Origin of the sequence: Pseudomonas orientalis, from assembly GCF_002934065.1 — a bacterium.
Taxonomy (GTDB): Bacteria; Pseudomonadota; Gammaproteobacteria; order Pseudomonadales; family Pseudomonadaceae; genus Aquipseudomonas; species Aquipseudomonas orientalis_A.
This window is the reverse complement of record NZ_CP018049.1, coordinates 2,976,215-2,993,522: the sequence shown is the minus strand read 5'-3', so window position 1 is coordinate 2,993,522 and position 17,308 is coordinate 2,976,215. Positions and strand designations below refer to the sequence as shown.

Annotated in this window: 21 protein-coding genes; 9 read left to right on the top strand and 12 right to left on the bottom strand. The window is 60.4% G+C overall.

Annotated features, from left to right (window positions below):
• Positions 1-66 precede the first annotated feature (66 nt).
• The 8 genes from modC to BOP93_RS13215 all read right to left on the bottom strand — a co-directional run bounded on the left by modC (position 67) and on the right by BOP93_RS13215 (position 6,143).
• A complete protein-coding gene (gene modC, locus BOP93_RS13245) occupies positions 67-1,146 on the bottom strand; it encodes a molybdenum ABC transporter ATP-binding protein (protein WP_104502986.1) in 1,080 nt (359 codons plus the stop codon).
• Positions 1,147-1,151: 5 nt separating this feature from the next.
• Positions 1,152-1,832: a molybdate ABC transporter permease subunit gene (gene modB, locus BOP93_RS13240; RefSeq protein ID WP_104502985.1), complete on the bottom strand. Its 681-nt coding sequence runs from the start codon at positions 1,830-1,832 to the stop codon at positions 1,152-1,154.
• Positions 1,833-2,585, bottom strand: coding sequence for a molybdate ABC transporter substrate-binding protein (gene modA / locus BOP93_RS13235; protein ID WP_104502984.1), 753 nt, complete (start codon positions 2,583-2,585; stop codon positions 1,833-1,835).
• A gap of 106 nt (positions 2,586-2,691) precedes the next feature.
• The gene (locus BOP93_RS13230) at positions 2,692-3,750 is read right to left on the bottom strand and encodes an NAD(P)H-dependent flavin oxidoreductase (protein WP_104502983.1); all 1,059 of its coding nucleotides are present in this window, start codon (positions 3,748-3,750) and stop codon (positions 2,692-2,694) included.
• Between the two features lie 109 nt (positions 3,751-3,859).
• Positions 3,860-4,906: a bifunctional DNA-binding transcriptional regulator/O6-methylguanine-DNA methyltransferase Ada gene (gene ada, locus BOP93_RS13225; RefSeq protein WP_104502982.1), complete on the bottom strand. Its 1,047-nt coding sequence runs from the start codon at positions 4,904-4,906 to the stop codon at positions 3,860-3,862.
• A 75-nt stretch (positions 4,907-4,981) separates the two neighbouring features.
• Entirely contained in the window at positions 4,982-5,647 is a 666-nt protein-coding gene (alkB, locus tag BOP93_RS13220; protein WP_104502981.1) for a DNA oxidative demethylase AlkB, read from the bottom strand.
• A 3-nt stretch (positions 5,648-5,650) separates the two neighbouring features.
• A complete protein-coding gene (locus BOP93_RS27620; RefSeq protein ID WP_163001619.1) occupies positions 5,651-5,815 on the bottom strand; it encodes a hypothetical protein in 165 nt (54 codons plus the stop codon).
• A 25-nt stretch (positions 5,816-5,840) separates the two neighbouring features.
• A complete protein-coding gene (locus BOP93_RS13215; protein WP_003173824.1) occupies positions 5,841-6,143 on the bottom strand; it encodes a DUF1883 domain-containing protein in 303 nt (100 codons plus the stop codon).
• A gap of 211 nt (positions 6,144-6,354) precedes the next feature.
• On the opposite strand from BOP93_RS13215, the gene BOP93_RS13210 reads away from it, so the two are divergent.
• The 4 genes from BOP93_RS13210 to BOP93_RS13195 all read left to right on the top strand — a co-directional run bounded on the left by BOP93_RS13210 (position 6,355) and on the right by BOP93_RS13195 (position 8,755).
• Complete coding sequence (locus BOP93_RS13210; protein WP_057722336.1) at positions 6,355-6,705, top strand: hypothetical protein; 351 nt, start codon at positions 6,355-6,357, stop codon at positions 6,703-6,705.
• Between the two features lie 186 nt (positions 6,706-6,891).
• Positions 6,892-7,539: a c-type cytochrome gene (locus BOP93_RS13205; RefSeq protein WP_104502980.1), complete on the top strand. Its 648-nt coding sequence runs from the start codon at positions 6,892-6,894 to the stop codon at positions 7,537-7,539.
• The gene (locus tag BOP93_RS13200) at positions 7,536-8,447 is read left to right on the top strand and encodes a c-type cytochrome (RefSeq protein WP_104502979.1); all 912 of its coding nucleotides are present in this window, start codon (positions 7,536-7,538) and stop codon (positions 8,445-8,447) included. The genes BOP93_RS13205 and BOP93_RS13200 overlap by 4 nt, the downstream gene beginning before the upstream one ends.
• Positions 8,448-8,524: 77 nt before the next feature.
• Positions 8,525-8,755: a hypothetical protein gene (locus BOP93_RS13195; protein ID WP_065885677.1), complete on the top strand. Its 231-nt coding sequence runs from the start codon at positions 8,525-8,527 to the stop codon at positions 8,753-8,755.
• A gap of 9 nt (positions 8,756-8,764) precedes the next feature.
• On the opposite strand, the gene BOP93_RS13190 is transcribed toward BOP93_RS13195, so the two are convergent.
• Together BOP93_RS13190 and BOP93_RS13185 are read right to left on the bottom strand one after the other, a co-directional pair.
• Positions 8,765-9,046, bottom strand: a complete 282-nt coding sequence (locus BOP93_RS13190; protein WP_057722340.1) for a hypothetical protein — start codon at positions 9,044-9,046, stop codon at positions 8,765-8,767.
• A 325-nt stretch (positions 9,047-9,371) separates the two neighbouring features.
• Positions 9,372-9,557, bottom strand: a complete 186-nt coding sequence (locus BOP93_RS13185) for a hypothetical protein (protein ID WP_104502978.1) — start codon at positions 9,555-9,557, stop codon at positions 9,372-9,374.
• A gap of 299 nt (positions 9,558-9,856) precedes the next feature.
• Here BOP93_RS13185 and galU point away from each other — a divergent pair, with 299 nt between their 5' ends.
• Positions 9,857-10,696: a UTP--glucose-1-phosphate uridylyltransferase GalU gene (galU, locus tag BOP93_RS13180; RefSeq protein ID WP_003230743.1), complete on the top strand. Its 840-nt coding sequence runs from the start codon at positions 9,857-9,859 to the stop codon at positions 10,694-10,696.
• A gap of 106 nt (positions 10,697-10,802) precedes the next feature.
• The gene (gorA, locus tag BOP93_RS13175; protein WP_104502977.1) at positions 10,803-12,161 is read left to right on the top strand and encodes a glutathione-disulfide reductase; all 1,359 of its coding nucleotides are present in this window, start codon (positions 10,803-10,805) and stop codon (positions 12,159-12,161) included.
• Here the strand turns inward: gorA and BOP93_RS13170 are convergent, their stop codons facing one another.
• Positions 12,162-13,169, bottom strand: coding sequence for a DNA-binding protein (locus BOP93_RS13170; protein WP_104502976.1), 1,008 nt, complete (start codon positions 13,167-13,169; stop codon positions 12,162-12,164). It abuts the gene before it with no gap.
• A gap of 171 nt (positions 13,170-13,340) precedes the next feature.
• Between BOP93_RS13170 and BOP93_RS13165 the strand changes: the two genes are divergently transcribed.
• From BOP93_RS13165 to ahpF, 3 genes are all read left to right on the top strand, one after another.
• Positions 13,341-14,273: a site-specific integrase gene (locus BOP93_RS13165; RefSeq protein ID WP_104502975.1), complete on the top strand. Its 933-nt coding sequence runs from the start codon at positions 13,341-13,343 to the stop codon at positions 14,271-14,273.
• 144 nt (positions 14,274-14,417) lie between these two features.
• Complete coding sequence (gene ahpC / locus BOP93_RS13160) at positions 14,418-14,981, top strand: alkyl hydroperoxide reductase subunit C (RefSeq protein WP_005788226.1); 564 nt, start codon at positions 14,418-14,420, stop codon at positions 14,979-14,981.
• Positions 14,982-15,103: 122 nt separating this feature from the next.
• A complete protein-coding gene (gene ahpF, locus BOP93_RS13155; protein WP_104502974.1) occupies positions 15,104-16,669 on the top strand; it encodes an alkyl hydroperoxide reductase subunit F in 1,566 nt (521 codons plus the stop codon).
• Positions 16,670-16,777: 108 nt separating this feature from the next.
• Here ahpF and gloA read toward each other — a convergent pair whose 3' ends face one another.
• Positions 16,778-17,299: a lactoylglutathione lyase gene (gene gloA, locus BOP93_RS13150; protein WP_065892185.1), complete on the bottom strand. Its 522-nt coding sequence runs from the start codon at positions 17,297-17,299 to the stop codon at positions 16,778-16,780.
• Positions 17,300-17,308: the final 9 nt, after the last annotated feature.

The following is a 17,308-nucleotide window of genomic DNA, read 5'->3' as shown; positions in this document are numbered from 1 at the left end:
TCCTTGGCAACGGATCAGGCCGGTATGTCTGATTGACCGCGTCGCCCTGCGGTCGTGCCAAATGGTTTAGGCGAGCACCGCCACCGCCTTGATGTGCGCCCACAGCACTTGCCCCGGCTGCACATCCAGCTGGTCACGCGAGAACCGCGTGATGCGCGCCAGCAACGGTGTGCCGGCGGCATCCAGGCGCACCAGTGCATGGGCGCTGTTATCCGCTGCGACGTCCTGGATGACCGTCACCGGCAGGCGATTGAGGATGCTGCTGTGCGTGTGCGCCTGGTGGCTGAGGCTTACGTCCCGTGCCTGAATCTTCACCCGCAGCTGTTTGCCCAGGGCCATCGGCGTATGGGCTACGCGTATCTGCGAGAGGCAATCGGGCAGTTGCAGGGTGAGCAACTGATAGTGCTCGTCATAGGCAATCACACGGCCAGTGACGACCACACCGGCATCGTCGCCCCGCGCCAGCGGCAGGTCGAGCCGCGCCAGGGTTTCGCCGATGGGGCCGCTGGCCAGGGCCTTGCCGTCGCCGAGCAGGACGAGGTGATCGGCCAGGCGCGCCACTTCGTCCTGGGCATGGCTGACGTACAGCACCGGGATATCCAGTTCGTCGTGCAGGCGTTCGAGGTAAGGCAGGATTTCGTTTTTGCGCTGGCTGTCGAGGGCCGCCAAGGGTTCATCCATCAGCAGCAAGCGGGGACTGGTGAGCAGGGCGCGGGCGATGCCGACGCGCTGGCGTTCACCACCGGACAAGTGCTGCGGGTCCCGCTCCAGCAAGTGAGCGATACCCAGCAGCTCAGTGGCCTGGGCCATTTCCACGCGCCGCTGCGCACGTGGGATGCGCTTGAGGCCGAACGCCAGATTGGCCTGCACCGACAGATGGGGAAACAGGCTCGCCTCCTGAAAAACGTAGCCCAGGGCGCGTTTGTGCGGCGGCACGAACAGCCCGTTACGGCTGTCTTGCCAAACCTCGTCGTTGACCTGCACAACTCCCTCATCGGCGCGCTCCAGGCCGGCGATACAGCGCAGGCAGGTGGTCTTGCCGGAGCCGGAAGGGCCGAAAAGGGCGGTGACGCCACGGCCCGGCAATTGCAGCTCCACGTCCAGCGCGAAGCCTGTGTACTTCAGGTGCAGGCGTACCTCAATCATCGCGATCAGCTCCAGCCCATTTTGGTTTTACGGCTGGAGTAGAGCGCCAGCAATACAAGGAACGCGAACACCACCATCGCCCCGGCCAGCCAGTGGGCCTGGGCATATTCCATGGCTTCGACGTGGTCGTAGATCTGCACCGAGACCACCCGGGTCTTGTCCGGGATATTGCCGCCGATCATCAGCACCACGCCGAACTCGCCGACGGTATGGGCGAAGCCGAGAATCGACGCGGTAATGAAGCCCGGTCGAGCCAACGGCAGGATCACCGTGAAAAACGTATCCCACGGGCCCGCACGCAAGGTCGCCGCCACTTCCAGCGGGCGCGTGCCGATGGCCGAGAACGCGTTTTGCAACGGTTGCACCACGAAGGGCATGGAGTAGATCACCGAGCCGATCACCAGCCCGGCGAAGCTGAAAGTCAGAGTGCCCAGGCCCAGCCACTGGGTGAATTGGCCGACGTAGCCATTGGGCCCCATGGTCAACAGCAGATAGAAGCCGATGACCGTCGGCGGCAGCACCAACGGCAGCGCGACGACTGCACCGACGGGCCCGCGCCACCAGGAACGGGTGCGCGACAGCCACAGGGCGATTGGTGTACCGATCAGCAGCAGGATCACCGTGGTCAGCGAGGCCAGTTTGACCGTCAACCAGATCGCGGAAAAATCAGCATTCGTGAGCGGCATTTACAGTTCATAACCGTAAGACTTGATTACCGCAGCGGCCTTCGGGCCTTTCAAATAATCGACCAGAGCCTTGGCGGCGGCGCTGTCCTTGCCTTTGGTGAGGATCACCGCGTCTTGTTTGATCGGGTCATGCAGGGACGACGGCACGATCCACGCCGAACCGCTGGAAACTTTACCGTTCTTGTAAATCTGCGACAGCGCCACGAATCCCAACTCGGCGTTGCCGGTGGACACGAACTGATAGGCCTGGGTGATGTTCTGGCCTTCGACGATCTTGTCCCTGACCTGGTCGGTCAAGCCTTCTTTGGCCAGCACTTGAGTGGCGGCCAGGCCGTAAGGCGCGGCTTTCGGGTTGGCGATGGACAGGTGCTTGAACGCATTGTGCTTGAGCACTTCACCCTGGGCATCCACGTAGCCTTCTTTCACCGACCACAGGGCCAGGGTGCCGACCGCGTAGGTAAAGCGCGAGCCCTTGACAGTATCGCCTTCGGTCTCGAGTTTTTGCGGGGTGGTGTCGTCGGCACTGAGGAACACCTGGAACGGCGCGCCATTCTTGATCTGGGTATAGAACTGCCCGGTGGCGCCAAAGGACGCGACCAGCTTGTGACCGGTGTCTTTCTCGAAGTCGGCGGCAATCGCCTGGATCGGCGCGGTAAAGTTGGCGGCGACGGCCACCTGTACCTCATCGGCCTGCGCCGAACCCAGGGCGAAGACGGCAAGCAGGGGGACCAGGCGCGCGGCGCGGATCATCATGAAGCAACTCCTTGAAGGTGTACGGCCGATTGCCGCTATGTACGAGAATATATAGCGGTTAGCAGGTGCGGGTACAGTGCGAAGTTACTCAAGGTGTCCGGGGGGGCTAGCGCAGTTTGGCCAATGTCTGCTCAGCCAGTTGGCGAGTCAGGTCGTAAGTTGAACGTTCGTTACCCAGACGCAAAGCCTGGCCTGCCCACAGGTTGCTGAAACCCGCTTCGTCCCTGGCCTTCAGTGGCATCAATGCACCACCGGCCCGTGGAAATGCCGGTGCGGCGGGGTTGATCGCGCCCAACTCGCGCACCACACGGTTGACTATGCCCCGCGCCGGGCGACCGGTGAACAGATTGGTGAGGGCTGTTTCGCTGGCCTGGGCATGCCGCAGGGCATAATGATGGGAAGCGCTGACGCTGGCTTCGGGGGTGAACAGGTACGCCGTACCGAGCTGCACCGCCGAGGCGCCCAGGGCAAAGGCCGCGAGCATCCCGCGCGAATCCGCGACACCACCGGCTGCTATCACCGGCACGCTGACGGCGTCGACGACCTGCGGCAGCAGCGCCATCAAGCCAATCTGGCTGTTGAGGTCGTCACTGAGAAACATACCGCGGTGCCCGCCGGCCTCAATGCCCATTGCGATAATCGCATCACAGCCGTGCTGTTCAAGCCAGATCGCTTCCTCAACCGTCGTCGCCGATGAAAGCACCTTGGCACCGGTGGCTTTTACCCGGTCCAGCAAGGCTTTTTCCGGCAGGCCAAAGTGAAAGCTGACGACTTCGGGGCGAAAGGTTTCGATCACCTCACACGCCGCTTCATTGAAGGGCGCACGATTGGAGACCGGGGTTGGTGCATCAAAATCGGCGCTCAGCTCGCGGTAGTAGGGCTCCAGCAGCGCTTTCCAGCGCCGCTCGTGTTCCTCGTTCGCTGCGGGCGCCTGGTGGCAGAAGAAGTTGACATTGACCGGGCGGGTGCCGGCCTGGCGAATGGCAGTCAACGCCTCACGCAGTTGCTCGATGCTCAGCGCAGCGGCAGGCATGGAGCCCAGTGCGCCGGCCTGGCTGGCGGCAATCACCATGGCGGTGGTGGTCGCGCCCGCCATGGGGGCCTGGATGATGGGCAGTTCGATGCCCAGCAGGTCGAGAATGCGCGTGTCTGGCCAGGTGCTCATGGGGTGCGTCTCCAGCGTCAGTGAGGCTTTTCGCTGTTTTAGCAGGCCCCTTGGCACCCGGCCACTCTGTTTTATTCACTGGACGAGGGCAGTGCTTTATGCAGCCGGGTCAGTCCGAGGTTTCCCGCGCCAGCAGCGTGCGCTTGCGCTCTACGCCCCAGCGGTAGCCGGACAGCGCGCCGTCGCTGCGCACCACGCGATGGCAGGGGATCGCCACTGCCAGGTGGTTGGCGCCACAGGCCTGGGCCACTGCGCGAAATGCCGTCGGCGCGCCGATACGCTGGGCAATCTGCGCGTAGCTGGCCGTGCTGCCCACCGGAATATCGCGCAGCGCCTGCCAAACCCGTTCCTGGAAGGCCGTGCCGCGTAGATCCAGCGGCAGGTCCAGGCCCAGGGCGGGCGCTTCGATAAAGCCCACGACCTGGGCGATCAAGTGTTCGAAATCCCGATCCGCGCCGACCAGTTCGGCGTTGGGGAATTGGTCCTGCAGGTCGCGCACCAGCGTTTCCGGATCGTCACCCAGCAAAATCGCACACACACCGCGTTGACTCTGCGCCACCAGAATCGCCCCCAGCGAGCATTGGCCCACGGCAAAGCGAATCAGGTTGTTGGCACCGCCGGCTTTGTACTCCCGTGGCTTCATGCCCAGCACCTGGTCAGCCGCCGCGTAAAAGCGGCTGTTGGAATTGAAGCCGGCGTCGTACAGCGTATCGGTGACCGACTGCTGCGCCTTGAGCCCATCACGCACCTTGCGCGAGCGCAGGGCACCGGCGTAGCCCTTGGGGGTGAGGCCGGTGACGGCTTTGAACACGCGATGGAAATGGAACGAACTCAAGCCGGCCTGGCGGGCGAGGGCCTCCAGGCTGGGCGGCGTTTCGGCCTGTTCTATCTGGCGACACGCGTCGGCAACCAGCTTTGCATGGTGGGCGGCCAGTTGAGTCTGGTCGCCGGCGGCGCGGCGGCTGGGACGATAACCGGCGGCTTCGGCTTGTGCGGGGGTGTCGAAGAATTCGATATTTTCCGGACGCGGCAACCGTGAGGCGCTGCTGGGGCGGCAGTACACGCCGGTGGTTTTCACACCGTAGACAAACAGTCCATCGGCCTTGGCGTCGCGGGCAACGATGGCGGCCCAGCGTGGGTCCTGTGGGTTGTTCATGGCCTGCACTCTGGTGGGGTGATCGGCAGATTAACCCTGCGGTTCGCGCTCGACACTCCGAAGCTTGCGGTCAAATCAGCCGGCGGTGCGAAAGGTCAGGTTGATGCGTTGCGCTCCCATGATCGGGTGCACGCCTTCGCGGATTGGCATTACCCCATGATAGCGCAGGCGATCGACACCGCCCCAGACCACCACATCACCGTGGAACAGCGAGACTTTTTGCGTCTTGTCACTGCGCTGATGGCCGCCGAACAGGAAAATCGCCGGCAGGCCGAGGGACACCGACACCACTGGCGCGTCATAGCGCCGCTCGTTCTTGTCCTGATGGAGCGACATTTTGGCGCCGGGTACGTAGCGGTTGATCAGGCAGGCATCCGGCGAGAAATCGCTGAAACCCGCCGCGTTTGCTGCCGAGATGGCCAATTCGCGCAGCGCGTCGGGCATTGCCGGCCAGGGTTGCTGGCTGCGCGGGTCGAGGGCGCTGTAGCGGTAGCCGCGCGTGTCGGTGGTCCAGCCCAGCGCGCCACAACTGCTCAGCGCGGCCGACATGGTAAAGCCGCCGGGCGTGACCATTTGCCGAAACGGCGACTGGGCCAGGACACGCCGCAATTCGGGCAATAAACGCTCAATCCAGGGCAGGGCGTAACCTCCCAGGACGTAAGACTCTTCGCCAATCTGTTCGCGCCTTGCAGGTTGCTGCAAGGCCTCATCGGCGAACAGGTCAGCGGTAGGCCCGGCCATGGCTTACAGCGCCTTGCTCACGTTGATGTCAGTAATCTCGTCGCTGGCATCGTGGATTTTCGCCAGGGCTTGCCGGGCCTCCTCGACGCTGTTGCTGGTCAGTTGGGCAAATTCGAAGCGACGTTCGCCGTTGAGCTTGTACTTGATGACGTATTTGGTGGTGTTCACAGCTTTTTTCCTTACGGTGTTCAGGTCAGCTCAGCTTGGTGCTGGTGCGACGAACGATGCGAATCTTGTGGGACAGCGCCGGCTTGCGGGTAACGCTGATGGCGCGGCGCGTAACCACATCCAGGGTAATGTTCCAGAACCCGGTGCTGGGTGCGGTGATTTTCGCCGGGAATTTGTCGAACGCGCCACCGTGGTAGGTATGGCGGCCACCGTTCTTGAAACTGCGAAAATTCGCGTCGCTCATCAGACGAATATTACAGGTCTGCGAGCATTCGATGACGACAATGTCTCCCTCGTTAAGGTGCTCACGCTGATGGATGAATTTCATGGGTGTCTCCAAAAGGGCTTTTTCTGAAAAATCAGAACGATACGTAGGTTAAGATGGAGTTTATCAGCCCCAGCGCGTTTATTATCGGGCCGTCGTCGACGACTTCGACAATTTAAAACAGTTATTTACCGAGTTTTCAGAGATAAATCCTACATTCGCGGGAGAAATTCCCTATGCCCGCTGTCGTAGGGTCTTTATCGGAGGTTTTAGTATGAAGTGGAGTGTGTTGGTGCTGGCTTTGGCAATAGGTGGGTGTGCTTCGGTTGCCGATATCAAGCAGACCCCACCCACATTGGTGGTCATTTCCGGGAAAAAACCGCAGGAATATGCGGCGTGCGTGGTACGCAAGTTGGAGGCGACGCGTCGTCCGCCACAGATCGAACCCCATAAGGAAGGTATTCAGGTGATCGTGCCGCAGAAGTTCTCGGCCGATCCGTCAGCGATTTTCGAAATCGAGGACCGCTCCAGCGGCAGCAGCATCAAGCTCTATGAAAGCATGTCCAACGTGCCGATTCGGCCGGGCGATGTGAAGAAAGCCGGGGAGGATTGCATTTCCGGTTAAGCCAGGGCGTATTACCACGAACTGAATCCGATAAAGCCCCACCCTGTAGGAACGCGTCTGTCCGCTCCTACAGGGTGGGGCTTTTTTTGTGCTTTTTTTGGTGTTGTAGCAGAAGGCTAATTCCCCTACCATCTGTGCGGTTATGCATTTATTGCCTAAGCTTATAACTATAAACATGGAGCGGTGATGATGTCTCTGGAGCGAGCACTGGTGGGAGGCGCGTTATGGTTGCTGTTGGGCAACGCTTACGCGCTCGACGGTAACAAGATTTTTTCCGAGGGCGGTTCGCAGCCCGGCGCGATGCCCTGTGTGGCCTGTCATGGCGCCGATGGGCTGGGAATGGCCGCGGCGGGTTTCCCCCGGTTGGCGGGGCTGCCCGCCCAATACGTGCGCAGGCAATTGGCAGGCTACGCCAACGGGGCGCGCAGCAATCCAGTCATGCAGCCGTTGGCAAGCGCGCTCACCGATGCCGAAATCGCTGCGCTGAGCGATGCGGTGGCTGCGATGCCTGCCCCCCTGATCGCTGCGGTACCCCGTAGCGAAATGCCTGCCAACCCGATACAGAAGCTGGCCCTGCAAGGTGCGTGGGACCGCCAGGTCCCCGCGTGCGTCAGTTGTCACGGCCCCGCCGGTGTTGGCGTGGGAGATGCGTTCCCACCCCTGGCCGGCCAGCCCGCTGCTTATCTGGCGGCGCAATTGAGTGCCTGGCAGAACGGCACGCGGCGCAACGATCCCAATGACCTGATGGGTCATATCGCCAAAGCCCTGACGCCGGATGAGGTGCAGGGCGTGGCCCATTACTTCGCCTCATTGCCTGTGGAGGCCAAGCCATGAAGGCGATCATATTGATGGGAATGCTGTTTGCACTGCCCGCCCAGGCGACAACGATCGCCATGGAAGATCAGTCCCAATTGCAGGCCGCGAAGCATCCCAGCGCCCCAGCCTTTGAACCGCCCCAGGAAAGCGAACTGCCGGACAATGCCTATGGCAAGCTGGTCAGGCAGGGTTACGGGTTATTCGTGGACACCAAGCGCCTGGCGCCGCAATTTGTCGGCAATGGGCTCAATTGCAGCAATTGCCATCTGGACCAAGGCCGCATGGCCAACTCGGCGCCGTTGTGGGGCGCGTATCCCATGTACCCGGCGTACCGCAAGAAGAACGACAAGGTCAATACTTTTGCCGAGCGCTTACAGGGCTGCTTTCAGTTCAGCATGAACGGCGGTACCCCACCGGCGGCGGACAGTCCCGAGATTACCGCGCTGTCGGTATACGCCTACTGGCTTTCCAGCAAGGCGCCCTTGGGTGTCGAACTACCGGGGCGCGGCTATCCCGATGTAGCGCAGCCCGCCAACGGCTACGACCTGGCCCGAGGCGCAGAGGTGTACAAAGGACAATGCGCGATATGCCACGGTGCCCAAGGGCAGGGGCAGAAAGTCGGCGAGGGGTATGTCATGCCGCCGTTGTGGGGTCAGGATTCTTACAACTGGGGGGCTGGCATGCACCGGATCAACACGGCCGCGTCGTTCATCAAGCACAATATGCCGCTGGGCAAGATTGGCAGCTTGAGCGATCAGCAGGCATGGGATGTTGCGGCATACATCAACAGCCACGAGCGCCCTCAGGACCCGAGACTGGTTGAGGGGTCGATCGAGAATACCCGTATCAAGTTTCACGCCAATGATGGGGTCAATCTCTATGGCCAGACGGTGGATGGCGTGTTGATCGGGCAAGGCATCCGTTAGACTGTCGGCCACTGCCTAAAGAAATGCCGCTCAAACCCTGGGTCTGAGCGGCAGCGCCCTGCCTGGAACGTCCCATTATGAAGCGAGAACACGTCAAAGCCCGCCATGCCGAAGGTCAGATCACGGCGACCCATGTCATCCAGAACCCTGCCGACCTGGGCGAGTGGATCGTATTTTTCAAGAAAAGTGACGGCCGCAGTTACTTCCTGGTGGACGACCAGGATGAGGTCGAGTCATTCCCGCGCCTGGATGACTTGATCGAAACCCTGCGCGGCCTGGGCATCAAGTTCGCCGAAGTTCACCTGTAGGGCTACGCCTTACTTGCATACCACCAGGACGCTACGGCTTTTGAAATTGCCCACGTCCTTGCCCAGGGTCTGTTCGCTTTCCTTGAGGGCAGGGGTGCCGTCGGTACCGACGATACGGTAGCCGGTGCCCGCGCAGGAGGCGTCGGCCTTCTCGTAGCAACTGGCCCACGAGTTGGCTTCGCCGGAGCAGTCGATGGTCAGGCCTTGTTCACCATTTTTCAGGTAAGTGTCGGATGTGGTGGTGCAGCCGGCCAGCGCCAATACCGCAGTGAGTGCCAGGATCTTGTTCATAGAGAGTTGTCTTCGAAGGTGTTGAGGGGGAGCGCTGACACTGTCGTGGGGCGTTGACGGAAGATTATAGCGAACTGCCATCTAGGTACAGCCAAACACAAAAAAGCCCCGCTTTGCGGTAATGCCGTTCAGTTAAGGCTTTTTGTAGGAGCGAGGGGGGGCGCCTAGCTCTTGCTCGCGAAAAACCACAGGCGCCGCGTCCAATCAGGAAACACGCGTTATCGTTGACGTTTTTCGCGAGCAAGCTCGCTCCTACAGAGGGCGATGTACGCTTAACTGAACAGCATTACCGCTTTGCGGGGCTTTTGCTGCAACGCCGCGTGGCTTACTTGCCCTTTGGCCGCTTGCTCGACGCGTGACCGGCTTCGTCCACGAACACTTCGGCCACCGCAATTGCCATGCTTTCGGTCTGGAAAACGCCTGCGACGCTGTCGCCATGGAAGTTGATCAAGTGCCAGCCGTCCGCACGCTGGGTGATCAGGTAGCCGTTTACGCCTTTTGGTTCTGACATCTAATTAGCAATCTCGTAAGCTGATTCAAGGGTGCAATGATAGCCGCAAATACCCCGCCGTTGCCCAAGTAATTCCAGCGCGGTGCCGGTCTTGGAAAAGCGTGCTACAAAGGATCAGGCCTTTTGAAAAATCAACGCTTGAGCACCGGCCAGCCTGCCGGTTGAAAGATCAGCGGAACTTACGCCGACATTTTTTCTCTATGATGACATCGCGGCGCCAGCAGGACCCATTGTAAGGTGACTGCGGCCTGATTAGACTGCGCCGAATTCCGTACGTACAGCCCTTTGTAAGGACTCATATGATCAAGAAATGCTTGTTCCCAGCAGCCGGTTACGGCACTCGCTTCCTGCCAGCGACCAAAGCCATGCCCAAAGAGATGCTGCCGGTGGTGAACAAGCCACTGATTCAGTACGGCGTCGAAGAGGCACTGGATGCCGGCTTGAATGAAATCTCCATCGTGACCGGCCGCGGTAAGCGCGCACTGGAAGACCACTTCGACATCAGCTATGAGTTGGAAAACCAGATCAAAGGCACCGACAAGGAAAAATACCTGGTCGGTATCCGCAAGCTGCTCGACGAATGCTCGTTCTCCTACACCCGTCAGACCCAGATGAAAGGCCTGGGCCACGCCATCCTCACCGGTCGCCCGCTGATCGGTGACGAACCGTTCGCCGTGGTACTGGCCGATGACCTGTGCGTGAACCTGGAAGGCGACGGTGTGCTGACCCAGATGGTCAAGCTCTACCAGAAATACCGCTGCACCATCGTCGCGGTAATGGAAGTCAACCCGGCGGAAACCAACAAGTATGGCGTGATCGCCGGCGACGATATTGGTGATGGCCTGATCCGCGTACGTGACATGGTCGAGAAGCCAGCGCCGGAAGATGCACCGTCGAACCTGGCGATCATCGGCCGCTACATCCTGACCCCGGACATCTTCAAGCTGATCGAAGAAACCGAGCCAGGCAAGGGCGGCGAGATCCAGATCACCGACGCGCTGCTCAAGCAGGCCAAAGACGGCTGTGTGATTGCCTACAAGTTCAAGGGCCAGCGTTTCGACTGCGGCGGCGCTGAAGGCTACATCGAGGCGACCAACTTCTGCTACGAGCACTTCTACAAGACTGGCAAGGCGTACTGATTTCACGCTTGCCGATCTGTTTCAACTGAAAGCCACCTTCGGGTGGCTTTTTCGTTTTTCAGCCCCATGTAAGTCGGTATGCTGGTGTCCTGCCGAGGAGAATGAAATGGCCTACGATTTTGACCTGTATGTAATTGGCGCCGGTTCCGGCGGTGTTCGCGCGGCGCGCTTTGCCGCGGGCTTTGGCGCCAAGGTGGCCGTGGCGGAAAGCCGCTACCTGGGTGGTACCTGTGTGAATGTCGGCTGCGTGCCGAAAAAACTGCTGGTGTACGGCGCGCATTTTGCCGAAGACTTCGAACAGGCCAGCGGTTTTGGCTGGTCGTTGGGTGAGGCGAATTTTGACTGGGCGACCCTGATCGCCAACAAAGACCGCGAGATCAACCGTCTCAACGGTATCTATCGCAACCTGCTGGTCAACAGCGGTGTGACCCTGCACGAAGGGCATGCGCGCCTGGTCGATCCGCATCAGGTGGAGATCAATGGCGAGCGCTTCACCGCCAAGCATGTCCTGATTGCTACGGGCGGCTGGCCGCAGATCCCGGACATTCCAGGTCGCGAGCACGCCATTGGCTCCAACGAAGCGTTCTTTCTCAAAGAACTGCCAAAGCGCGTGCTGGTGGTGGGCGGTGGCTATATCGCCGTGGAGTTCGCAGGCATTTTCCATGGTTTGGGCGCGCAGACGTCGTTGCTGTATCGCGGCGACCTGTTCCTGCGCGGCTTCGATGGCGCGGTGCGCAAGCATTTGCAGGAAGAGCTGACCAAGCGCGGCCTGGACCTGCAATTCAATGCCGACATCGAACGCATCGACAAACAAGCCGATGGCAGTCTCAAGGCCACCTTGAAAGACGGTCGGGTGCTGGAAGCCGACTGCGTGTTCTACGCCACCGGCCGGCGCCCGATGCTGGACAACCTGGGCCTGGAAAATACCGGTGTCACCCTCGATGAGCGTGGCTTCGTCAGCGTGGACGAGCTGTATCAAACCAGCGAGCCGTCGATCCTGGCCATTGGCGATGTGATCGGCCGCGTCCAATTGACGCCGGTCGCCCTGGCCGAAGGCATGGCGGTGGCGCGTCGCCTGTTCAAGCCCGAGCAGTACCGTCCGGTGGATTACGCGATGATCCCGACAGCTGTGTTCAGCTTGCCGAATATCGGTACGGTGGGCCTTACGGAAGAGGAGGCGAGGAAGAACGGCCACAAGGTGCAGATCTTCGAAAGCCGCTTCCGGCCCATGAAGCTGACCCTGACGGACTGCCAGGAGAAGACCCTGATGAAGCTGGTGGTCGACGCCGACACCGACAAAGTGCTGGGCTGCCACATGGTCGGGCCCGATGCCGGCGAAATCGTGCAGGGCCTGGCGATCGCGCTCAAGGCGGGCGCGACCAAACAGCATTTCGACGAGACCATTGGCGTGCATCCGACGGCGGCCGAAGAGTTCGTCACCATGCGCACGCCTGTGGCGGGCTGATCAGGCTTCGGGCGTTGCCTCTGGCGTCGTTGCAACGACGGCGGCCAGGCGCAACGCTTCAATACTGGCCTGGGCTTTGAGAAGGTCCAGCTCCAGCGCCTTGTTGGCCTGCTGATGCTCAGTCAGCGCTGCCTGGCGTGACTGACTTTCCAGCAGCGCCACCCGCAGACGCTCCTGAAGCAGTGTGCGCTCGCTGTCGACCTGGCTGATCTTCTCGTTCAACTCAAGTTGCAAGGCCTGGTCTTTGCGCCGTTGCTCCTGCACTGCGTTCAGCTCCTTCGCGGTCACCCGGTGTTCGATCAACAAGCGTTCGTTGTCTCGATGCAATTGGGTGATTTCGTCCTGACGCACCAGCGCACTCTGCTGGGCCTGGCGCAGCTCGGCTTGTACCTGCTGCAACTGACCTTCATGACGGCGCTGCTCCTGTTCACGCTGCTCCTTGACCGCATTGCGGTAATGCTCAAGGGCATCGCGGGCATGCAGGTGCTTGTCTTCCAGGGAGCGAATCTGCTCGTCCTTGTCCTTGATCCTCAATTCGTAATCGCTGCACGCCTGGCTGAGCCCGGCGTTGCGCGTTTGCTCGGTCTGCAGGCTGGTGCCGGCGGTTTGCAGGGCGGCGCTTTCCTCGGCGAGGGCGGCGGCCTGGATATCGAACTGCTGTTGCAACTGATCATGGGCTCCTTGCAACGCTTCAAGCTGAGTGAGCAGGGCGCTTTTGTGCTGCTCAAACTGCGCCAGGGCGAGGTCGATGGGCTCCTGGGCCTTCTCTTTCAGGCGCTGGGCGAGCCGTGCCACCAACTCCCCAAGCTCATCATCAATGGGGGCTTCGGTAATGGTCTGGCGGGTTTCGCTTTCGTCCAGCTCCTTGAGGTAGCGGTGAATGGTGGTTTTCGAGCCGGTATTGCCCATTTCGATGCGCACGGCGTCGATGCTGGGGTTTTCGCCACGGGCGAGGATCGCCAGGCGTGCCGTCTGAACGACTGCTTTGTTTATGCCACCACGAGCCATGGGGTCTCCTTCGATTTCGTACTGTGGTACAGGGTATGTATTTACATACTATATCACAGCTAAAAAATGCTTTAAATTCATGATTTAACAGATGGGATATTGGCGTATTATCCCGTGTGATAAGCATTTTTAACGCCGATATGGGCGTGAGCAGTACGCATAGGCCCCGCCATGAGTGATCTTGATCGTTACCTCAACGCCGCGACCCGCGACAACACGCGCCGCAGCTATCGCGCAGCCATCGAGCATTTCGAAGTCAGTTGGGGTGGGTTCCTGCCCGCCACCAGCGACAGCGTGGCGCGCTATCTGGTCGCGCATGCGGGCGTGCTGGCCGTCAACACCCTGAAGTTGCGCCTCTCTGCACTGGCGCAGTGGCACACCAGCCAGGGGTTTGCCGATCCGACCAAGGCACCGGTGGTGCGCAAGGTGCTCAAGGGCATCCGCGCCTTGCACCCGGCGCGGGAGCGGCAGGCCGAGCCGTTGCAGCTCAAGCACCTGGAGCAGGTGGTGGCGTCGCTTGAGCTTGAGGCCAGGGAGGCCGGCGATGATCAGGACAGGCCTCGATTGCTACGCGCCAAACGCGACACTGCGCTGATTCTGCTGGGGTTTTGGCGTGGCTTTCGCAGCGATGAACTCTGTCGCTTGAGCATCGAGCATGTCCAGGCAGTGCCTGAGGCCGTCATCAGCCTGTATTTGCCGCGCAGCAAAAGTGACCGCGACAACCTCGGCAAGACCTACCACACACCCGCACTGCTGCGCCTGTGCCCGGTACAGGCCTACAGTGAATGGCTGAGCGCCTCGGCATTGGTGCGCGGCCCGGTGTTTCGCGGGATCGATCGCTGGGGCAATCTGGGGGAGGAGGGGCTGCACCCCAACAGCGTAATTCCATTGCTGCGCCAGGCGCTGGAACGCGCGGGCATCCCCGCCGAGCAATACACCAGCCATTCCCTGCGACGCGGCTTCGCTACCTGGGCCCATCGCAGTGGATGGGATTTGAAGTCGTTGATGAGTTACGTCGGGTGGAGCGACATGAAATCGGCCATGCGCTATGTTGAAGCGACGCCCTTTCTCGGCATGACCTTGGCGACCCAGCCGTTGCTATGAGTTTTCTTCTATTAATACAGTCATCTGATAGAGAAACCCAATCATCAGCATCAGGTTTGCCAATGAGCCATCGTTGCCAAGAGTGGGTAGGATTCGTCCCATCAACTTATTAAGCCTTTCTACAAACCTGACGGAGAGTCAACGATGCCTATCATCAACAGCCAAGTAAAACCGTTTAAAGCCACCGCGTTCAAAAACGGCAGCTTCCTCGATGTGACCGACGCTGACCTGAAAGGCAAGTGGTCTGTGGTGTTCTTCTACCCAGCCGACTTCACCTTCGTTTGCCCAACCGAACTGGAAGACCTGGCTGACAACTACGCCGAATTCCAGAAACTGGGCGTAGAAATCTACAGCGTGTCCACCGACACCCACTTTGCCCACGCCGCCTGGCACAACACTTCGCCAGCCATCGGCAAGATCCAGTACACCATGATCGGCGACCCGACCCTGACCATCTCGCGCAACTTCGACGTGCTGATCGAAGAAGCTGGCCTGGCAGACCGCGGTACTTTCGTGATCAACCCGGAAGGCCAGATCAAGATCGTTGAACTGAACGACGGCGGCGTTGGCCGTGACGCCTCTGAGCTGCTGCGCAAGATCAAGGCTGCCCAGTACGTTGCTGCCCACCCGGGCGAAGTGTGCCCAGCCAAGTGGAAAGAAGGCGAGGCCACCCTGGCTCCGTCCCTGGACCTGGTCGGCAAGATCTAAGTCTGTGAAGTCTCAAGGGCGGGTATCCGCACCTACCCAGTAAGCTGCAACCGCCCTCAAAAACGCCCGGGCGAGATTCGCTCGGGCGTTTTTTTTACCCAGAATTAAAGGAAATCGCCCGTATGTTGGACGCCACTCTTAAAACTCAGTTGAAGTCATACCTGGAGCGGGTTACCCAGCCGATCGAGATCGTCGCCTCCCTCGATGACGGCGCGAAATCCCAGGAAATGCTCGCTCTTTTGCAGGACGTAGCCAGCCTCTCCACGCTGATTACCCTGCACAGCGATGGCAATGATGCGCGCAAGCCGTCGTTCTCCATCAACCGCCCGGGTGCCGAGATCAGCCTGCGTTTCGCCGGCATCCCCATGGGCCATGAATTCACGTCCCTGGTGCTGGCCCTGCTGCAAGTCGGTGGCCACCCATCCAAGGCCAGTGTCGAAGTGATTGAACAGATCCGTGCCTTGAAAGGCGAGTTCAGCTTCGAGACTTACTTTTCGCTGTCGTGCCAGAACTGCCCGGACGTGGTCCAGGCGCTGAACCTGATGGCCGTGCTCAACCCCAACATCCGCCACGTAGCCATCGACGGCGCGCTGTTCCAGGCTGAAGTCGATGAGCGCCAGATCATGGCGGTGCCCAGTGTCTACCTTAACGGTGTGAACTTCGGCCAGGGCCGCATGGGCCTGGAGGAAATCCTCGCCAAGCTCGACACCAGCGGTATCGAAAAGGCCGCCGAGAAAATCAGCGCCAAGGATGCCTTTGATGTATTGGTCGTCGGCGGTGGTCCGGCCGGTTCATCGGCTGCGATCTACGCGGCGCGTAAAGGCATTCGCACCGGTGTGGCCGCCGAGCGCTTTGGTGGCCAGGTGCTTGACACCCTGTCCATCGAGAACTTTATCTCGGTCCAGGAAACCGAAGGCCCGAAACTGGCCAGTGCCCTGGAAGCCCATGTACGTCAGTACGACGTCGACATCATGAACCTGCAGCGTGCCAGCAGCCTGGTGCCGGCGAAAAGCGCCGGCGAGCTGCACGAAATCCACTTCGAAAGCGGTGCGACGCTCAAGTCCAAGACCGTGATCCTGGCCACCGGTGCACGCTGGCGTGAAATGGGCGTGCCGGGCGAGCAGGAATACAAGGCCAAGGGCGTGTGCTTTTGCCCGCATTGCGATGGTCCGTTGTTCAAGGGCAAGCGCGTGGCGGTGATTGGTGGCGGTAACTCCGGCGTCGAAGCTGCCATCGACCTGGCCGGTATCGTCAGCCATGTCACCTTGCTGGAGTTCGACAACAAACTGCGCGCCGACGCTGTGTTGCAGCGCAAGCTGTACAGCCTGCCGAACGTTGATGTGATCACCAGCGCCTTGACCAGTGAAGTCAAAGGCGATGGTCAGAAAGTCACCGGCCTTGTCTACAAGGATCGCGACAGCGGCGAGTTCAAGACCCTCGACCTGGAAGGCATCTTTGTGCAAATCGGTCTGTTGCCCAACACCGACTGGCTCAAAGGCACTGTAGAACTGACGCCTCGCGGCGAGATCATCGTCGATGCGCGTGGCGAGACCTCATTGCCGGGTGTATTCGCCGCCGGTGACGTGACGACTGTGCCGTACAAGCAGATCGTGATTGCCGTGGGCGAGGGCGCCAAGGCTTCCCTGAGCGCGTTCGACCACCTGATCCGCACGTCCGCCCCTGCGTAAAATCCGAAGCGCAAATAAAAAACCCCATGAGTGATCATGGGGTTTTCTCGTTCTCGTTCCCACGCTCCGCGTGGGAATGCCCACCGTGACGCTCTGCGTCACACGGCGTTACATCGGTGCTGGCTGAATGATTTCAACCCAGTACGCATCCGGGTCCTTGATAAAGGCCAGGCTTTTCATGCGACCATCGCTCAGGCGCTTCTGGAAATCGCAGCCCAGGGCTTCGAAGCGTTCGCACGCTGCGACGATATCCGGCACCGAGATGCAGATATGGCCAAAGCCACGAGGGTCGGTGTTGCCGTTGTGGTAGGCGAAATCGGCATCGTTTTCGGTGCCGTGGTTGTGGGTCAGTTCCAGGATGCCAGGGATCGACTTCATCCACTGGGTGCGCTCGGCGGCGTCAGCCGGGATCTGTGCCTTGTCCACGAGAGCCAGGAAATACAGGCTGAATTCGGCTTCCGGGAAATCGCGTTTTTCAACCAGGGAAAATCCCAGTACGCGGGTGTAGAAATCCAGCGACTTGGTGATGTCCTTGACCCGCAGCATGGTGTGGTTGAACACGAAGTTCGCGGTGGCGGTATCAGGTTGGGCAGTCACGCCGGGAAAGGTGTTCAGTTCGTGCAGGCTCATGGGCCCTCC

Bases quoted from the DNA above. Each gene is read 5' to 3' on its own strand.
- modA (WP_104502984.1), bottom strand. From the start codon at position 2,585: ATGATGATCCGCGCCGCGCGCCTGGTCCCCCTGCTTGCCGTCTTCGCC.
- BOP93_RS13205 (WP_104502980.1), top strand. From the start codon at position 6,892: ATGATGTCTCTGGAGCGAGCACTGGTGGGAGGCGCGTTATGGTTGCTG.
- BOP93_RS13210 (WP_057722336.1), top strand. From the start codon at position 6,355: ATGAAGTGGAGTGTGTTGGTGCTGGCTTTGGCAATAGGTGGGTGTGCT.
- BOP93_RS13215 (WP_003173824.1), bottom strand. From the start codon at position 6,143: ATGAAATTCATCCATCAGCGTGAGCACCTTAACGAGGGAGACATTGTC.
- modB (WP_104502985.1), bottom strand. From the start codon at position 1,832: ATGCCGCTCACGAATGCTGATTTTTCCGCGATCTGGTTGACGGTCAAA.
- BOP93_RS13195 (WP_065885677.1), top strand. From the start codon at position 8,525: ATGAAGCGAGAACACGTCAAAGCCCGCCATGCCGAAGGTCAGATCACG.
- ada (WP_104502982.1), bottom strand. From the start codon at position 4,906: ATGAACAACCCACAGGACCCACGCTGGGCCGCCATCGTTGCCCGCGAC.
- gloA (WP_065892185.1), bottom strand. From the start codon at position 17,299: ATGAGCCTGCACGAACTGAACACCTTTCCCGGCGTGACTGCCCAACCT.
- ahpF (WP_104502974.1), top strand. From the start codon at position 15,104: ATGTTGGACGCCACTCTTAAAACTCAGTTGAAGTCATACCTGGAGCGG.
- BOP93_RS13185 (WP_104502978.1), bottom strand. From the start codon at position 9,557: ATGTCAGAACCAAAAGGCGTAAACGGCTACCTGATCACCCAGCGTGCG.
- BOP93_RS13190 (WP_057722340.1), bottom strand. From the start codon at position 9,046: ATGAACAAGATCCTGGCACTCACTGCGGTATTGGCGCTGGCCGGCTGC.
- BOP93_RS13170 (WP_104502976.1), bottom strand. From the start codon at position 13,169: ATGGCTCGTGGTGGCATAAACAAAGCAGTCGTTCAGACGGCACGCCTG.
- BOP93_RS13230 (WP_104502983.1), bottom strand. From the start codon at position 3,750: ATGAGCACCTGGCCAGACACGCGCATTCTCGACCTGCTGGGCATCGAA.
- BOP93_RS13200 (WP_104502979.1), top strand. From the start codon at position 7,536: ATGAAGGCGATCATATTGATGGGAATGCTGTTTGCACTGCCCGCCCAG.
- gorA (WP_104502977.1), top strand. From the start codon at position 10,803: ATGGCCTACGATTTTGACCTGTATGTAATTGGCGCCGGTTCCGGCGGT.
- galU (WP_003230743.1), top strand. From the start codon at position 9,857: ATGATCAAGAAATGCTTGTTCCCAGCAGCCGGTTACGGCACTCGCTTC.
- BOP93_RS13165 (WP_104502975.1), top strand. From the start codon at position 13,341: ATGAGTGATCTTGATCGTTACCTCAACGCCGCGACCCGCGACAACACG.
- alkB (WP_104502981.1), bottom strand. From the start codon at position 5,647: ATGGCCGGGCCTACCGCTGACCTGTTCGCCGATGAGGCCTTGCAGCAA.
- ahpC (WP_005788226.1), top strand. From the start codon at position 14,418: ATGCCTATCATCAACAGCCAAGTAAAACCGTTTAAAGCCACCGCGTTC.
- modC (WP_104502986.1), bottom strand. From the start codon at position 1,146: ATGATTGAGGTACGCCTGCACCTGAAGTACACAGGCTTCGCGCTGGAC.